This is a genomic window from Niabella hirudinis (assembly GCF_051201075.1).
Lineage (GTDB): Bacteria > Bacteroidota > Bacteroidia > Chitinophagales > Chitinophagaceae > Niabella > Niabella hirudinis.
Genome location: NZ_JBPEHJ010000004.1, coordinates 36194 through 53126 on the forward strand (window position 1 = coordinate 36194; position 16933 = coordinate 53126).

The following is a 16933-nucleotide window of genomic DNA, read 5'->3' on the forward strand; positions in this document are numbered from 1 at the left end:
ACATTTCCTGGGCCTTTATCAAAAAATGGTCTTTTAAAGTGAACCGATTCACTTTTTTACCCCTTGATCTGTATAAAAAAGATCCCGGTTCAGCAACTGCACCGGGATCTTTTGTGAATAACGGGATATTAAAGTGTTTTCAATACCTCATTCATATTCCGTACAGCACCAGCGCTTTTGTTAAAGGCGGCCTGCTCTTCGTCCGAAAGCTTAAAATCAATGATGCGTTCCCATCCGCTGCGGCCGAGGATCACCGGCACCACCAATGAAATATCCTGTTGTCCGTATTCCCCATCCAGGGCCACGCCGCAGGAGATCAGTTTTTTCTCGTCTCTCAAAATACTTTCCACCATGGCGGCCGTTCCGGCACCGGGCGCATACCAGGCAGAAGTGCCGATCAGTTTTGTAAGGGTGGCGCCGCCCACCATCGTATCTGCTACAATTTTATCCTGCTGCTCTTTCGAAAGGAAGTTGGTAACGGGCGTGCTGTTCCAGGTGGCATGCCGGATCAGGGGGATCATCGTGGTATCTCCATGTCCGCCAACCACCACGGCATTCAGGTCGGCAGGCGAGCATCCCAGTTCCTGGCTCAGGTAATACCGGAAACGCGCCGAATCCAGCGCCCCACCCATCCCCAATACCCGGTTTTTGGGCAGACCGGAGGTTTGGAGGGTCAAATAGTTCATCGTATCCATTGGGTTCGATACCACGATGAGAATGGTATCAGGGGAATATTTCAAAATGTTTTCGGTAACACTTTTTACAATGCCCGCATTTACCCCAATCAGTTCTTCCCGCGTCATTCCGGGTTTACGGGGCAACCCCGAAGTGATCACCACTACATCCGAATGCCCGGTAGCGGCATAGTCATTGGTAACTCCTTTTATCCGGGTATCAAATCCCAATAATGCGGCCGTCTGCATCATGTCGATCGCTTTACCCTCGGCCACTCCTTCTTTGATATCCAACAAAACCAATTCGGATGCCAATTCTTTCCGGGCAATGTTGTCAGCACAGGTAGCTCCAACCGCCCCGGCACCTACTACAGTAACTTTCATATAATCGTTTTAAAAATGAATTGAATAGAAACAAATTTAACTGATTAAGTTTCAATAAACCAGCACGCCTATCAAATCCTGCATTAAAAATAAAAAAACAAAAAAATATTGCGAAACATATTGTTACAACATCAGGATTCCCTATATTTGCACTCCCAAATCTGACAGATGTCAGCAGAAAGGAAGGATTGACCCATGGTGTAACGGTAGCACTACTGATTTTGGTTCAGTCAGTTAAGGTTCGAATCCTTATGGGTCAACAGGCGGTACTGGTTTTTCAGTACCGCTTTTTTTGGGCCCTGGGCCGGCTCAATACCTTCCTTACACGTCCCCTTCAGGCATCTCCCAACAGACTCCAATTCCACAATTACAAAAACTTGTAAAAATGGAATATAATTCCATAATTACACAAATATGTAAAAATGGAATCATATTCCACAATTGCATAAATTTGTGAAAATGGAATCAGCAATAACCAGGGCCATTGCCCATGAAGCAGGACTACTTGCCCGCCAGTTCCGGGCCGTCAGCATCATTGGCCCGCGGCAAAGCGGCAAAACCACCCTGGCCCGTATGGTTTTCAAAACCAAACCCTATGTCAGCCTTGAAAATCCAAAGGTACAGGCGATAGCGGGGGAAAACATCGAAGCATTTCTGAAACAGTACCCCGATGGAGCCATCCTAGATGAGGTGCAGCGGCTACCCGAAATTTTCAGATACCTGCAGGAGTTGCTGGACAATAAAAAAGACCGTGGACAATTTATACTGACCGGTTCCAATAATTTCCTGCTGCAGGAGCAGATTTCTCAATCGCTGGCGGGCCGCATCGGCCACCTGCAGCTTCTGCCCTTCTCCTATGCCGAACTTTCACAGGCAAAACAGGTACCGGGGCAGGTGAATAAACTCATCGTTACCGGGGGGTATCCCGAAATATGGGATCAGGGACTGAATCCGGGTAAATGGATGGCCTCCTACGTTCAAACCTATGTACAGCGGGACGTACGGCTGTTGAGAAATATTTCAAATCTTGGCGACTTTACACGCTTTTTAATGCTTTGCGCCAACCGTGCCGGCCAGCTGCTAAACCGGGATGAAATTGCAAAAAATATTGGTGTTGACACCAAAACCATCCAGGCATGGCTGAGTGTGCTGGAAAGCAGCTATATTATCTATTTATTACAGCCCTGGTATAACAATCTCAACAAAAGAATTATCAAAGCGCCCAAACTCTATTTTTACGATACCGGACTGCTTTGCTATTTACTGGGCATCAGCTCAGCCACCGCTCTTGAAAAACACCACTTGTATGGGAGCATTTTTGAAAACTGGATCATTACCGAAATTAAAAAAAACCGGTTTAATGCCGGGATCAATGAAGACCTGTATTTTTTTAGGGACAGCGCCGGCAACGAGATCGATTTATTATTGACAAAAAACGACCAGACGATCGCCGTTGAAATAAAAGCAGCTAAAAAATTCAATACCGATCTGATCCGGGGTTTTAAATACTGGCAAAAAAACAAACCCGGTAGTCAATGCATCCTGGTTTATGGCGGCGAGCAAAGCGAAGAAAAAGCGTTAGGCATACACGCACTGAGCTGGAGGGAAATTACCGAAATATAGTATGCAGGAGTAACAGCATTCGAGTATCTTTGAACACATAAATATAAATATGTTAAAAATAGGGATTGTTGGCGTGGGCCATCTGGGAAAATTTCATCTGAATAACTGGCTGGAAATTGAAGGCGTTGAGGTAGTTGGGTTCTATGATCCGAATGAGGAAACTGCAAATGAAGTAATTGAAAAATACAAGATCCGGCGCTTTTTTGATGCTGATGCCTTCCTGGGGCTCTGCGATGCAATTGATATTGTAACGCCAACTACCTTCCACTATCTGTGGTGCGAAAAAGCCATCAAAATGGGGCGCCATGTATTTGTGGAAAAACCCTTTGCCGATACCATGGATGAGGCGCGGGAGCTGGTAAAACTGGCAAAAGAATCCAATATTAAATTACAGGTGGGACATGTGGAGCGTTTTAATCCGGCCTTTCTTGCATTAAAGGATGCGGCGTTAAAACCCATGTTTATTGAAGTGCATCGCCTGGCGCAGTTCAACCCCCGGGGCACAGAAGTAAGCGTCATACTGGACCTGATGATCCATGATATCGACATCATCCTGAGTATTGTAAAAAGCGATGTAAAACGCATATCCGCCAGCGGCGTGGCCGTACTTACAGAAACACCGGACATTGCAAATGTGCGCATAGAATTTGATAACGGCTGCGTGGCCAACCTAACCTCCAGCCGCATCTCCATGAAGAAAATGCGAAAAATGCGGTTGTTCCAGAAGGACGCCTATATCGGCATCGATTTTCTGAATAAGAAAACAGAAATCATCAAGCTAAAAGAAGCTACGGACGCCCATGTATTTGCTTTTGATATTGACACGCCCGGAGGCGGTAAAAAAACCATTGCCATGGCCAACCCTCCTGTTCCGGAAGTAAACGCCATTAAAAAAGAGCTGGAAGAGTTCCGGGATGCCATTCTTAATAACACGCAAACCCTGGTATCTGAGATCGATGGATTAAAAGCGATGGACGTCGCTCACCAGATATTGGAAAAAATCGGCAATAATACAATAAAGAATTAGTGAACAATAGAAAAAGCATTTCCGCCTCCTGGTACCTGCTGGCGGATTATGCGGGTGCTGCTTTATCCTGGCTGATCTTTATCAGCCTGCTCCGCCGGGGCCCGGGGAACCTGGAATCGGCAGACTGGCTGGTTACAGTCTTTATTGTTCCCGTATTGTGGCTGCTGCTGTTTACGCTGGCCGGCAGCTACAATAATCTCTACAAAAAATCAAGGGCTGAAGAATTCCTGGTTACACTTGTATGTTCATTTATCGGGAGCGCAGCGCTTATTTTCATCTTCCCCGAACTCAAATATCATTTATACATCGGCATTCTCCATTTATTGTTCCGGCTGATCTTTTTACACTGTACCATTACCTGTATCTTCAGAGGGGTACTGCTCGCCATCGTAAAGCACCAGATTAAAAACCGGTCGGTTGTTTTTAATACGCTGCTCCTTAGTGAAACGCCTTCCGTCAACGGCATAGTGGCCAGCACCGCCAAAGGGTTGTCCGAGGCTGCCTATCATTATATCGGCTACATTGAACCCGTGGCCACCGGCCTGGCCAACCCGGTTACCCTGCCCCGGCTCGGGTCCCTGGAAAACCTTGAGGCGATCATTGCACAACACCAGGTAAAAATGGTCATCATTAACAAAAACAGATCGTCACCTAAGATGCCTGTTGAAGATATCCTGGTCCGGCTCAGTGAAAAAGATGTGGAGATCAACCTTGTTCCCAAAACACTGGATATTCTGTCGGGCTCCGTAAAGGTTGGCAGTTTATTGGGCGGGGGTTTGGTAAATATTCCCAATACACTGCTCAGCAACTGGCAGTCCAATATCAAGCAGGTGCTGGATGTAGCCTGTGCTTTCTGTGGTATGATCCTGTTGTTGCCGCTATACCTTTTTGTAGCCTTGCGTGTAAAACTCAGCAGCCCCGGCCCTGTAATCTACAAGCAGGAGCGCATCGGATACAAAGGGAAACCATTCACCCTCTATAAATTCCGGTCGATGACCGTTAATGCAGAAGCCGGCACCCCGCTGCTGTCCTCCAGGAACGATCCCCGTATTACCCGGTGGGGAAAGGTAATGCGAAAATGGCGCCTGGATGAACTGCCCCAGCTGTGGAATATCCTCAAAGGCGATATGAGCCTGGTAGGCCCCCGGCCCGAACGGGCTTATTTTATTGACCAGATCGTAAAAAGCTTTCCTTCCTATAAATATGTGCTTAAGGCCCGGCCCGGCCTCACCAGCTGGGGAATGGTACAATTTGGCTATGCCGAAAATACCGAAGAGATGATCGAACGCAACCGGTACGACCTGATCTATATCGAAAATATTTCACTCCTGTTGGACCTTAAAATTTTATTGCATACTTTTCGGATACTTTTACAGGGAAAAGGGAAATAATCGCATTGAACCCATCTTCAAATATCCGGTTTTATGAACGCGCACATATCGATACGGATCGCTGGGATTCGTTTATAAAAAACAGCCCGCAATACCGACTGTACGCTTTAAGTTCCTGGCTGGACCATCTGTCGCCCGGCTGGGGCGCCCTCATCAATTCAGACCATTCGGTGGTAATGCCGCTTACCATAAAAAGAAAATATGGCATTACCTACCTGGCACAACCCCGGTTTACACAGCAACTGGGCCTGTATTCGAATGCGCCGCTTTTACCGGTGGTTACAGCAGCCTTTTTGAATTATGCTCAACAACTCTTCCCGTTTGCAGAAATCTTCCTGAATGTATCCACCGGCTCTGCTACCCCCGGGCTTCGTAATTATATACTACCGCTGGGCCCGGCTTATGCGGATATCAGAGCACAGTATTCCCATAGCCTGATCAACAACAGTCTGAAGCCAGCGGCAAAAAATCAGTTGGTGTATGACACACATACGGATATCCGGATGGCTGTTGAAACGTACCGGAGGCTCTACCAGCAACGGATGGGAGTAGCCACTGCGGCTTTCTGCAAACTGGAAGCCCTTGCTGTCGATCTGGAAAAAAAAGGAGCCTGTTTTACCCGGCGGGTAACCACCGCAGGAGGCACACTGGCGGCCGTTAGCCTTTTTTTTATTGATGGGCAGCGGATTTACAATCTGTGTTCCGCCACCCCACCAGTGGGAAGACGGACCCATGCCAACTATCACTTATACGATACGCTTATCCGGGAGTTTGCAGGTTCGGACCTCATCCTGGATTTTGAAGGGAGCAATATTCCGGGGATTGCAGCCTTTTATAAGAAATTCGGAGCCGTTCCGGAGCCCTATTACTTTGCAAAATGGAACCATCTTAAATGGCCTTACAAAATTTTTAAAAAATAATTTTCCTGGTTTGTCCAATTTCATACCAGCCGGTTGTTATGATATTATAAAACATTGAATAACCCGTCCCGCTCTGCGGGGCCAAAAAATTGAAATTATGGAACAAAGAATCAATCTGCAGGAAATTGGTAAAGGAGGATTTGCCGCATTGTACCCCCTTGGAAAATACCTGAAACAATCGGCCCTCGATCCGCAGTTGCTGCACCTGATTTATTACCGGGTGTCGCAGATTAACGGATGTGCTTTTTGCCTGGATATGCATTCCAAGGACCTGCGTGCGGGGGGAGAAACAGAGCAGCGGCTATTTGTATTGGACGCCTGGCGGGAAGCCCCCTTTTATAGCGATAAGGAAAGGGCCGCGCTGGCCTGGGCCGAGGCCCTTACTACCATTAAAAGCAGCCTGGTGCCCGATCCTGTTTACAAAGAAGCTCAAAAACATTTTTCGGATCAGGAGCTGGTAGATCTGACGTTTGGCGTTATGGCCATTAACAGCTACAATCGCATAAATATTGCCTTTGGCGCCCCCGTTGGAACTTACCAGCCAGGACAATTCAATTAACCCTTAAATAAAATATATTATGAAAGATTTTCTATTTCTCTTCCGGGCTGATTATGTAGAATATGCCAAACGTTCACCCGAAGAAATGCAATTGATGACTAAAAAATGGATGGATTGGATCGGCGGCATTGCCGCACAAAACAAGCTGGCCGACCGCGGCAACCGCCTGGAAACCGGCGGCAGGGTGATCCGGCCCGGCCACGTAGTAACCGATGGTCCGTTTTGCGAAATAAAAGAAAGCCTGGGTGGTTATATCGTAGTTAAAACGGAGTCTATTGATGAAGCCGCTGAAATTGCATTGGGATGCCCTGTTTACAGCATTGGCGGATCAGTTGAAGTGCGTGAAATCAGCGCAATGTAGCTTATGAAGCAATCCGAGCTTATTCCCCACCTGTTTCGGACAGAGTACAGCAAAATCATTGCTGTACTCTGTAATCGTTTTGGCATAGATTACATCGAAGTAGCGGAAGACATTGTAAGCGATACGTTTTTAACCGCCGCAGAGCTCTGGGGCATGAAGGGAGTTCCCGAAAATCCTACAGCCTGGTTGTACACGGTTGCTAAAAATAAGACCCGGAATTATTTAAAACGTCACAATCTTTTTGAAAAAAAGATCGCTCCCGATCTCAAAACCCGGCCGGCAGATACCGGCGCCGATATTGATCTTTCCGTAACGGCCATTGCAGACAGCCAGCTGGCCATGATCTTTACCGTGTGTCATCCTTCCGTTTCAATAGAAGCGCAGATTGCACTGGCGCTGAACCTGCTTTGCGGCTTCAGCGTACAGGAGATCGCCGATGCTTTTTTAACCAATAAAGAAACCGTTTATAAACGGCTGAAACGCGCTAAGGAAAAATTGCGGGAGGAGAACATCCTTATTGTCCCCCCTTCTGCTCAAATGGCAGAAAATCGTTTGGAGACGGTATTGACCGCGCTCTATCTTTTATTTAATGAAGGGTACTACTCGGTTTCGGGCCAGCATCCGCTAAAAAAGGAGTGTTGCACAGAAGCCATGCGTCTTTGCTGCATCCTCCTTGAAAACCCGCTTACCGCCACCCCTGCTGCCAGGGCGCTTCTGGCGCTGATGTGCTTTCACGCATCGCGTTTTGAAGCAAGGATCAATCAAAAGGGAGAAAACATTCTTTATGAAGACCAGGACACCCGGCTTTGGAATAAAGACCTGATCGAAAAAGGGCTTTTTTATCTCCAGCAGGCTGCAACCGGTAACAGCATCAGCAAATTTCACCTGGAGGCGGGGATCGCCTACTGGCATACGCACCCCGAAGATACCCGGGAAAAATGGGAGGCGATCCTCCAACTGTATAATAAGCTGCTCATGCTGGAATACTCTCCCATTGCCGCGCTTAACCGCACTTACGCGCTTGCCAAAGCTAATGGAACAGAGGAAGCCATTGTAGAAGCAGAAAAATTAAACCTGACAGATAGCCATTTCTATTTTGTATTGCTGGGTACCTTATACAGCAGTAAAGATCCCGCAAAAGCAACCGGCCTTTTTCATACAGCATTACAAACAGCAAAATCTGAGAGCGACAAACAGCTGATACAGAAAAAACTGGATGAACTAAAGGATAAGCAGTAACTTAGAAGTTATTAAAAAAAGGATTTCCCCCAAAATAGTAGCGCCGACTATTTCCGGCTTACAATACCCATCTGGTGGAGAACGGTACCAGGGAAACCTATTTTTAAACAGCGTTCAGTCAAAAGATCATCCTTTATTCAAACCTGTATACATGAAAGCAATCGTACTTGAACAATTTGGGAATATCGATAACCTGCAATTTAAAGAGGTACCCATCCCACAGCCCGGGATGGGAGAAATACTGGTTAAAGTAATTTTTGCTGCCGTAAATCCTTATGATCAAAAGGTCATAGAAGTATATGGAAGAGAGGTAGGCGTTCAGCTGCCGGTAATACCCGGCTCAGAACTTTCGGGCATTGTGGAAGCTACCGGCGAGGGCGTTACCCGTTTTGCACCCGGCGATGCTGTTTGCGGCAACCCGGGAAACTTTGGTGGTTGTTATGCCCAATATACCGTAGTAAAGGCGGGGGATATGGCAAAAAAGCCCGGTCCGGTATCCTTTGAAGTAGCAGCGGCCATCCCCATAGCAGCATTAACCGCTTCCAAAGCCATTTTTGATGAAGGCGGATTAAAGCCCGGCGAAAAGATCCTGATCCATGGCGCATCCGGTGCTGTTGGCTCGATGGCCGTACAGCTGGCAAACGCTGCCGGCGCTTTTGTAATCGCCACGGGATCCGGAAAAAATGAACAACGGATTAAAGAACTGGGCGCCGCTGTTTTTATTGATTATTCAGTACAGGATTTTACAACAATGGCAAAGGACATTGATCTTGTACTGGACACTATTGGCGGCAAAACCCAGGAAGATTCATTTGGAGTCCTCAAGCCGGGAGGCCGGCTCATCAGCCTTGTACAACCGCCCTCAGAGGAAATAGCCGCTCAGCACCAGGTTGCAGCAAAAATGATCTTTAGTGGCCCCAACGCTGAACGCCTGGAACAAATTATGCAACAAGTTGCCGATGGAATATTGAAAACAACCGTAGAAAAAGTATATGTACTGTCCGATGCAAAAGAAGCCCTTCGTGCTATGAAGGGCGGCCACCGTACGGGAAAGTTGCTTTTGAATCCATAGCCATCCAAAACTTCAAACAGGCTTTTACAACGGGTGCATTCCCATTGGTCGTAGTCATGCTGGATTTATTTCAGCATCTATGCCTGCCCCATTTAGCAGACCCTGAAACAAGAGTAGATCCCGGGTTAAGCCCGGGATGACGTCTTCAGGGTAACCTTACATTTATTCGCAGGACAGCAATTGTTCCGCAATCAGCAGGTCGATCCGGTGCGTAATCTTCATGTTGTCCCTCTCACCTTCCACCAGTGAAACTTTCATACCAAAAGCCTCCACAACAGAGGCTTCATCGGTGAATTTTTCTTTTTGTCCAATCGAAAAAGCCGGAATCAGCAGTTTACTGTGAAAGACCTGCGGGGTTTGCACCAACATTACTTTTTCCCGGTCAAGGGCATCGCTTCCATCTTCGGTAAGCAGCCGCACGCTGTCGCTGGAAGCGATAACCGGAACAGCGCTGCCGGTTTCCACAGCCTGCTCATAACAACGGCGGATGAGTTCCTGCGAAACCAGGCACCGCACGGCATCATGTACAAAAATTATAGCTTCATCATCTACCAGCTGCAGGCCATTCTTAACCGATTCAAAACGGCTGATACCGCCAATGGTAATGCGTACACGCTCTTTATCAAAATAGGCATCAATGATTTCCTGTCCCATATCAGTATATGCTTCCGGTAATACCAATATAATATCCAGGTCTTCATAGGTCCTCAAAAACGTATCAATCGTATAATATAAAAGAGGCCTGTTCTTCAGTAATAAAAATTGTTTGGGCAACCCGGCACCCATTCTTGTTCCCGTACCTCCTGCTACAATAACTGCTGTCTTCTTCATCCTGCCTTTATTTCCGTTTGAATTTATTGGTACCAATGAAAAGCAAATGCCTCATAAAATATGTCCCCTTCACCTTCACCTTCACCTTTACCTGCTCACTTTCAACTATACACATCTCACTATACACTTCTCACTATACACTTCTCACCCCTCTCAATCATCCAGCTTCAACACCGCCAAAAATGCTTCCTGAGGCACTTCTACGTTGCCGATCTGCCGCATTCTTTTTTTCCCTTCTTTTTGTTTTTCCAGCAGCTTCCGTTTACGGCTGATATCGCCCCCGTAACATTTGGCGGTAACATCCTTGCGCATGGCCGAAATATTTTCCCTTGCCACGATCTTTGCACCGATGGCCGCCTGTATAGCGATCTGAAACTGCTGACGGGGCAGCAATTCTTTTAATTTTTCGCAAAGTTTTCTCCCAAAATCCTGCGCACGTCCGCGATGGATCAATGCACTCAACGCATCCACCTTTTCATTGTTCAGCAGGATGTCCATCTTCACAATATCACTATCGCGGTACCCAAGCGGGTGGTAATCAAAGGAAGCATACCCACGGGTCTGGGATTTGAGCTTATCATAAAAGTCAAACACAATCTCGGTCAATGGCATTTCAAAGATCAGCTCCACGCGCGATGTAGTCAGATAGCTCTGATTAACCAGGATCCCCCGCTTACCCAGGCAGAGGGTCATAATATTACCTATATAATCGGGTTTTGTAATGATCTGCGCTTTAATGTACGGCTCTTCAATGCGCTCGGTTTTTACAGGATCCGGAAACTCTGTCGGATTGTTTACCACAATCTTCTCGTTCCTGGTCGTATATGCAATAAAGCTTACGTTGGGCACGGTGGTAATCACGGTCTGCTTAAACTCCCGCTCCAGCCGCTCCTGGATGATCTCCATGTGTAGCATCCCCAGGAAACCGCACCGGAAGCCAAATCCAAGCGCCTGCGAGGTTTCCAGCTCAAATGTCAATGATGCATCATTGAGCTGAAGCTTTTCCATACAATCGCGCAGCTCTTCAAACTCATCCGTATTAACCGGGTAAATACCCGCAAATACCATGGGCTTTACTTCTTCAAACCCCCTGATCGCAAGCGGGCTGCTATTGCTGGCCAGGGTAATGGTATCCCCTACTTTTACTTCTTTGGCATTTTTAATGCCGGTAATAATATAGCCTACATCGCCGGCGCGCACCTCATTCCGCTCGGTCATTTTCAATTTCAGGATCCCGATTTCATCGGCTTCGTATTCCTGGCCGGTGCTTACAAACTTTACCTTATCGCCTTTCTTTAGCGCCCCGTTCAGGATCCGGTAGTAAACGATGATCCCCCGAAAGCTATTGAAAACGCTGTCGAAGATCAGGGCCTGAAGCGGCGCCCCGGGGTCTCCTTTCGGAGCCGGAATTTTTTCCACAATGGCCTCCAGCACAGCATCAATACCCAGCCCGGTTCTTCCGCTGGCCAGCAAAATATCCTCCGGTTTGCAGCCGATGAGGTCAATGATCTGGTCCTTCACCTCATCGATCATAGCCCCGTCCATATCAATCTTATTAATAACAGGGATAATCTCCAGGTCATTATCAATAGCCAGGTACAGGTTGCTGATCGTTTGCGCCTGTATTCCCTGGGTAGCATCTACCAGCAGCAAAGCGCCTTCGCAGGCCGCCAGCGCACGGCTTACTTCATAACTAAAGTCTACGTGGCCCGGGGTATCGATCAGGTTCAGTGTATAATCCTCATCGGCCTTTGAGCGGTAATTGATCTGGATAGCGTGGCTTTTGATGGTAATTCCTTTTTCCCGCTCAAGGTCCATATCGTCCAGCACCTGGTCCATCATCTCACGGTCGCTGATGGTATTGGTGGCCTGCAACAGCCGGTCTGCCAGGGTACTTTTCCCGTGGTCGATATGTGCTATAATACAAAAATTCCGTATATTCTTCATGCTGATACCCCTATTTTCGGGGCTGCAAAGGTACACTTTTTAAAGGAAACTCCGGGGAATTTCGGCGTTAGCTATCAGCCAGCAGCCATCAATCGTTAGCATTGTTTAAAAATTTGTCCCAACAGGAACGGCATAAGATCCAGCCATCTTCTCTTTCCGAATTCCGTCCCCACGCTCCGGCTCATAAAAAAAAGCCGTTACCGGGAACCGGGACAGCTTTCAATTATGTTATTTAGCGATTTATTTTTTGTTCTTCAGTGATATTTTCACCTTTTTTACAAAGGATTCAGTAACACCTGCCAGCGCCGCAATTTTAGCCACATCAAAATTTGTACTGGAAAGCAGGTTACATACCACCTGGTAGCTTTTTTGTTCGGCACCTTTCTCTAATCCCTTTTCCTCCGCAGTTTTTAATACGGAATACTCGGTCCATTTATCCAAAAGATCTCTCTGATACAACATATACTCCTCCTTTTTTAAGTTAGCTATTTCAGCTATAGTAAACAACTTCTGAAATACTTCTGTACATAAAGATACTGGAATTTTTTCCATTTTCGCCATATTTCGCAACATATACATCCAACGCTCCAGATCGGTTTTGAGCTCCGCCGCTTCAAGATTAAAATTGGGTAACTCTAAAAATATAAATCCCAGTTTTTTATAAAACACTTTTCCGGTCTCTTCCTCAACCAGCCGTACATGACGCAGGTATTTTCCAGGACGTGAATCTTCAAATTCAAAGTCCATTAAACCAATAAAATATACCTCCTTTAATTCAAAATTCCAATGCTTACGTCCCCTTGGTCCCTGCTCATACAATCTGCTGGCGGTATAAAAGGCCGCGCGATCCGCAAAGAATTTCTGCCCTGCACGCTGCATTTCAATAATAAACGTTTCGCCTTCCATACCTATACAGGTGAGATCAACGATGGTTTTTCGATGATGCTTTGCCGGACCACCATTTTCCTGGAGACTATACGCCAGGTCGCGTATCGTTTTACGGCCTTTAAACAGCTCATTCAAAAATGCGATCAGCAAATCCTTATGAGATTCAGAACCAAATATCCTTTTGAATCCGAAGTCGGTCAGCGGGTCGATATACCGGCCCATGGCAGGCATCGACAGGTTTTTCATAGTAGCCATAACTAAAGATACGAATTTTTATTAAACATATACTTATTTATAAATATATAAATATGAATGAAAAAATTACAAAATAAGCCGGATACCTAAGTAATGAAGTATAAGGACCGGTCCCTTTATTCTGTTAAAATTGCCTGTGGCATACAGGTAAACCCTCAAATTTCATAAATTATTTAAAATAAAATGATTAGTTTAGAAGGATTAAACGATCGGGATTTCTTAATTAAATAAAACCGCCATTATGAGTACGACAAACACGCATAATACCCCTTTGGCCAGTCTTGATGAATGGGAAGATGATTTATTGAAAAGATACCCCGATCCGGATGCCATCGCCACCTCAAAATCAACGGAAGCCTACCGCAACTATGACGATCCCCAGCGGGATACAGTAAAGGAGTTTTACCGGCTGAACCATACCTTTCAGACCCACGACTTCGTAATGAAAAAAAGGAACGATTTTCTGAAATTCAACCGGAAGGAAATGACCGTATGGGCTGCATTTGATTTCCTGAACCAGTTGGTAGACGATTCGGACCCCGATACCGACCTGGACCAGTTTCAGCACCTTTTGCAAACTTCGGAAGCCATCCGGAGAGACGGTCATCCGGACTGGATGGTGCTCACAGGGCTGATGCACGATATGGGAAAAGTGCTTTGCCTTTTTGGAGAACCGCAGTGGGCTGTGGTGGGCGATACGTTCCCCGTGGGGTGCGCCTACTCCGATAAGATTGTTTACCCCGAATTCTTTAAAGAGAACCCCGACTACGACAACCCGAAATACAGTACCAAACTGGGTGTATATGAGGCCGGGTGCGGGCTCCGGAACGTGCACATGTCCTGGGGGCATGATGAATATATTTACCAGATCATGAAAGAGCATTTGCCGGAAGAAGGCCTGTACATGCTGCGCTATCACTCCTTTTATGCATGGCACAGGGAAGGCGCCTACGGATACTTAACAGACGACCACGACAAAAAAATGCTGCGCTGGGTAAAACTTTTCAACCCCTACGATCTTTATTCAAAGAATCCTGAGCCGCCCAACTGGGAAAAATTGCGGCCTTATTACGAAAACCTGGTTAAAGAATATCTTCCGGAGACTTTAAAATTTTAATTGAAGTTGTTGAAACAGCTTCATTATATAATGTAAGCAATCCGCTGACCGGCAAAACCGGATCGGCGGATTTTTTATTACAGGAAATAACCCCGCCATGCATCAACTACAACTCCTTGACTATATTGTTTTCCTGGTTTATTTTATTGCCGTCTCGGCCTATGGTTACTATGTTTATCATCGTAAAAAATCGGCCACGGCCAATTCAAAAGACTTTTTCCTTGCTGAAGGCTCGTTAACCTGGTGGGCCATTGGGGCATCGCTGATCGCATCCAATATTTCTGCCGAACACTTTATTGGCATGAGCGGTTCCGGCTTTGCCCTGGGATTAGCCATTTCCTCCTACGAGTGGATGGCCGCCGCCACACTGATTATCGTAGCTGTTTTCATCATTCCCATATACCTCAAAAACAAGATCTTTACCATGCCGCAGTTCCTTTCCGTGCGGTACAACGATAAAGTGAGTACCATTATGGCCATCTTCTGGCTGCTGGTATATGTATTCGTTAACCTCACCTCCATCATTTACCTGGGTGCCCTGGCTATTTCCTCCATCAGCAGCTTCAGTTTTGAAGCCTGCATTATCGGGCTTTGCCTTTTTTCAGTTATTGTTACGCTTGGAGGGATGAAGGTAATCGGCTATACGGATGTGGTACAGGTAATTGTACTGATCATTGGCGGTCTTATTACCGCCTATCTTGCCCTATCGCTTCTTGCAGACCGGTTCGGGTTCGATGGCAATATCTGGAAAGCCCTCGGCATCCTGAGAAAAGAAGCTCCCGCCCATTTTCACATGATCTTTCAAAAAGGAGATCCCCATTATTATGAACTGCCGGGTATGTCGGTCCTGATTGGCGGCATGCTCATCAATAACCTGGCTTATTGGGGCTGCAACCAGTACATTGTGCAGCGTGCCCTTGGCGCCGATCTGAAAACCGCCCGTAAAGGCATTTTATTTGCCGCTTTCCTGAAGCTGCTGATACCCGTTATTGCGGTGTTGCCCGGCATCACGATGTTTGTACTGCATAAAAACGGGATGTTTCACCAGGAAATGACCGATGCAGCAGGCGCCATTAAGCCGGACCATGCCTACCCCACGCTTATGAACCTGCTTCCGGAGGGCTTAAAAGGCGTGGCTTTTGCCGCGCTTACAGCGGCCATTGTAGCCTCCCTGGCGGGGAAGGCCAATAGTATTTCAACTATTTTTTCGCTGGATATCTATAAAAAGTTCTTCAACAAGGAGGCTTCCGAAAAAAAACTGGTACGCGTTGGCCGTTGGGCGGTGATCCTGGCCATGTTGCTGGCCGCTCTTGTAACCCCGGCGCTCAAATCGCTGGATCAGGCCTACCAGTTCATCCAGGAGTATGTCGGCTTTTTTTCGCCCGGTGTGCTGGCCATCTTCCTCCTGGGAATGTTCTGGAAGCGTACAACAGCCGGCGCAGCGCTGGCGGGTGCCGTGCTTACAATCCCGATATCCACGGTATTGAAGTTTTTACCCGCATGGACCAATGGAGCCTTCCCGGACTACCCATTCCTGGACCGGATGACCATTACTTTCTTTTGCGTGGTGCTGCTGATGACCGGCGTCAGCCTGACAGCGCCCCGGGCCGCTGTGCCGGCAACAATAGAGGTAGATCGCCGGCTCTTTAAGATTTCACCGGGCTTCCTGATGGGATCCGTTATTATCTGTGGTATCCTTGCCGCCCTTTATACGGTTTTCTGGTAGCATTCTTCCGTCTTTTCAGGTTCACCCGCAGGGGCTTTCCCGGGCGGGTTTTCTTTGCCTCCCCGGGATTTTTGATAATTGGTGTTGCGTTTGTATTCATTGCTGCGTTACTTCTATCAGAACAACATTTGTATCTCTCAAAATAGAATAAAGATGAAAAAAGTATTCCTGGGCAGCTCCTTATTGCTGACCCTTGCATTGTTAAGTTCCTGCTTAAAGGACCGCGACAATTATTATGAAAGTCCCGAATTTCAGAATGCAGCAGTAGTAAGCATTATCAACGGCGCCCCCCTGAGCAACCCGTTAGACATCCAGTTTAAGGGAACGCAACGCTGGTTGCTGAATGAGTTCTATTACACCTACCGGACCAATTATACACGCGTTTACTCCGGCGACCGTACATTATATGTATTTAACCGCGGAGAATCGGACAGCCTGTTCTCAAAAAATGTAACCTTCGAACCTAAAAAACGGTATTCCATATTTATAGTGGATACCCTCAGTAAAATGAGTGCGGTACTGGTACGCGACAGCGTAATGGCACCAAAGGGCGACTCGGTTTTATTGCGTCTTGCCAATATGAGCCCGGATGCCGGCCCCGTTGACCTGTACATACAAGGGAACACTACTCCCGTTGCCCAGCACATCGGGTACAAAAATGTAAGTACCTTTGTAAGCTTCAAGTCGGAAAAAGACATCAAATTCGAAGTAAGGGCGGCTGGCACCAACACGGTTCTCGCAACCTCGGATTTAAAGAACTTATATAATGGAAATCAATATACTATTTGGACATCAGGATATAAATCAATGCACACTGACAACGGAAAACTGATTGTAGAAACAATGGCGCATTATTATTAGGATATCCCATATTTCCATAAAAAATCAGCCGCCGTTGCAAAAAATGGGTTGGCTGATT

15 protein-coding genes and 1 tRNA gene are annotated in these 16933 nt (G+C 46.8%); 12 read left to right on the top strand and 4 right to left on the bottom strand.

The features are described 5' to 3' along the window. Window positions 1-128: 128 nt before the first annotated feature. Window positions 129-1058, bottom strand: a complete 930-nt coding sequence (gene mdh / locus GGU45_RS09140) for a malate dehydrogenase (protein ID WP_435224011.1) — start codon at window positions 1056-1058, stop codon at window positions 129-131. Window positions 1059-1247: 189 nt separating this feature from the next. Here mdh and GGU45_RS09145 point away from each other — a divergent pair. The 9 genes from GGU45_RS09145 to GGU45_RS09185 all read left to right on the top strand — a co-directional run bounded on the left by GGU45_RS09145 (window position 1248) and on the right by GGU45_RS09185 (window position 9250). After that, a tRNA-Gln gene (locus tag GGU45_RS09145) sits at window positions 1248-1318 on the top strand. A gap of 199 nt (window positions 1319-1517) precedes the next feature. Continuing rightward, window positions 1518-2681, top strand: a complete 1164-nt coding sequence (locus GGU45_RS09150; protein WP_435224013.1) for an ATP-binding protein — start codon at window positions 1518-1520, stop codon at window positions 2679-2681. A 49-nt stretch (window positions 2682-2730) separates the two neighbouring features. Next, on the top strand, window positions 2731-3708 hold the full coding sequence (locus GGU45_RS09155) for a Gfo/Idh/MocA family protein (RefSeq protein WP_435224015.1): 978 nt from the start codon (window positions 2731-2733) through the stop codon (window positions 3706-3708). Then, window positions 3708-5099 carry a sugar transferase gene (locus GGU45_RS09160; protein ID WP_435224017.1) on the top strand — a complete coding sequence of 464 codons (1392 nt, stop codon included), beginning with the start codon at window positions 3708-3710 and terminating at the stop codon, window positions 5097-5099. Before GGU45_RS09155 ends, GGU45_RS09160 begins: the two co-directional genes overlap by 1 nt. 5 nt (window positions 5100-5104) lie before the next feature. Then, window positions 5105-6019, top strand: coding sequence for a GNAT family protein (locus GGU45_RS09165; protein ID WP_435224019.1), 915 nt, complete (start codon window positions 5105-5107; stop codon window positions 6017-6019). Window positions 6020-6116: 97 nt separating this feature from the next. Beyond that, the gene (locus GGU45_RS09170; protein WP_435224021.1) at window positions 6117-6578 is read left to right on the top strand and encodes a carboxymuconolactone decarboxylase family protein; all 462 of its coding nucleotides are present in this window, start codon (window positions 6117-6119) and stop codon (window positions 6576-6578) included. 19 nt (window positions 6579-6597) lie between these two features. Continuing rightward, complete coding sequence (locus tag GGU45_RS09175) at window positions 6598-6939, top strand: YciI family protein (protein ID WP_435224023.1); 342 nt, start codon at window positions 6598-6600, stop codon at window positions 6937-6939. A 3-nt stretch (window positions 6940-6942) separates the two neighbouring features. Beyond that, window positions 6943-8178 carry an RNA polymerase sigma factor gene (locus tag GGU45_RS09180; RefSeq protein WP_435224025.1) on the top strand — a complete coding sequence of 412 codons (1236 nt, stop codon included), beginning with the start codon at window positions 6943-6945 and terminating at the stop codon, window positions 8176-8178. Window positions 8179-8329: 151 nt separating this feature from the next. After that, entirely contained in the window at window positions 8330-9250 is a 921-nt protein-coding gene (locus GGU45_RS09185; RefSeq protein WP_435224026.1) for an NADP-dependent oxidoreductase, read from the top strand. 162 nt (window positions 9251-9412) lie between these two features. Here GGU45_RS09185 and GGU45_RS09190 read toward each other — a convergent pair whose 3' ends face one another. The 3 genes from GGU45_RS09190 to GGU45_RS09200 all read right to left on the bottom strand — a co-directional run bounded on the left by GGU45_RS09190 (window position 9413) and on the right by GGU45_RS09200 (window position 13171). After that, window positions 9413-10081, bottom strand: a complete 669-nt coding sequence (locus GGU45_RS09190; RefSeq protein WP_435224028.1) for a 2-C-methyl-D-erythritol 4-phosphate cytidylyltransferase — start codon at window positions 10079-10081, stop codon at window positions 9413-9415. Window positions 10082-10234: 153 nt separating this feature from the next. Then, window positions 10235-12028 (bottom strand): translation elongation factor 4, encoded by a 1794-nt coding sequence (lepA, locus tag GGU45_RS09195; protein ID WP_435224030.1) that lies wholly within the window; start codon window positions 12026-12028, stop codon window positions 10235-10237. Window positions 12029-12268: 240 nt separating this feature from the next. Further along, complete coding sequence (locus GGU45_RS09200; protein ID WP_435224032.1) at window positions 12269-13171, bottom strand: Rpn family recombination-promoting nuclease/putative transposase; 903 nt, start codon at window positions 13169-13171, stop codon at window positions 12269-12271. Between the two features lie 241 nt (window positions 13172-13412). Here GGU45_RS09200 and GGU45_RS09205 point away from each other — a divergent pair, with 241 nt between their 5' ends. From GGU45_RS09205 to GGU45_RS09215, 3 genes are all read left to right on the top strand, one after another. Next, window positions 13413-14288, top strand: a complete 876-nt coding sequence (locus GGU45_RS09205; protein WP_435224034.1) for an inositol oxygenase family protein — start codon at window positions 13413-13415, stop codon at window positions 14286-14288. A 97-nt stretch (window positions 14289-14385) separates the two neighbouring features. Further along, entirely contained in the window at window positions 14386-16014 is a 1629-nt protein-coding gene (locus GGU45_RS09210) for a sodium:solute symporter family transporter (RefSeq protein WP_435224036.1), read from the top strand. Between the two features lie 153 nt (window positions 16015-16167). Continuing rightward, window positions 16168-16875, top strand: a complete 708-nt coding sequence (locus tag GGU45_RS09215; protein ID WP_435224037.1) for a DUF4397 domain-containing protein — start codon at window positions 16168-16170, stop codon at window positions 16873-16875. Window positions 16876-16933: the final 58 nt, after the last annotated feature.

Coding starts and splice junctions, on each gene's coding strand:
- mdh (WP_435224011.1), bottom strand. CDS start 1,058: ATGAAAGTTACTGTAGTAGGTGCCGGGGCGGTTGGAGCTACCTGTGCT.
- GGU45_RS09150 (WP_435224013.1), top strand. CDS start 1,518: ATGGAATCAGCAATAACCAGGGCCATTGCCCATGAAGCAGGACTACTT.
- GGU45_RS09155 (WP_435224015.1), top strand. CDS start 2,731: ATGTTAAAAATAGGGATTGTTGGCGTGGGCCATCTGGGAAAATTTCAT.
- GGU45_RS09170 (WP_435224021.1), top strand. CDS start 6,117: ATGGAACAAAGAATCAATCTGCAGGAAATTGGTAAAGGAGGATTTGCC.
- GGU45_RS09175 (WP_435224023.1), top strand. CDS start 6,598: ATGAAAGATTTTCTATTTCTCTTCCGGGCTGATTATGTAGAATATGCC.
- GGU45_RS09180 (WP_435224025.1), top strand. CDS start 6,943: ATGAAGCAATCCGAGCTTATTCCCCACCTGTTTCGGACAGAGTACAGC.
- GGU45_RS09185 (WP_435224026.1), top strand. CDS start 8,330: ATGAAAGCAATCGTACTTGAACAATTTGGGAATATCGATAACCTGCAA.
- GGU45_RS09190 (WP_435224028.1), bottom strand. CDS start 10,081: ATGAAGAAGACAGCAGTTATTGTAGCAGGAGGTACGGGAACAAGAATG.
- lepA (WP_435224030.1), bottom strand. CDS start 12,028: ATGAAGAATATACGGAATTTTTGTATTATAGCACATATCGACCACGGG.
- GGU45_RS09200 (WP_435224032.1), bottom strand. CDS start 13,171: ATGGCTACTATGAAAAACCTGTCGATGCCTGCCATGGGCCGGTATATC.
- GGU45_RS09205 (WP_435224034.1), top strand. CDS start 13,413: ATGAGTACGACAAACACGCATAATACCCCTTTGGCCAGTCTTGATGAA.
- GGU45_RS09210 (WP_435224036.1), top strand. CDS start 14,386: ATGCATCAACTACAACTCCTTGACTATATTGTTTTCCTGGTTTATTTT.
- GGU45_RS09215 (WP_435224037.1), top strand. CDS start 16,168: ATGAAAAAAGTATTCCTGGGCAGCTCCTTATTGCTGACCCTTGCATTG.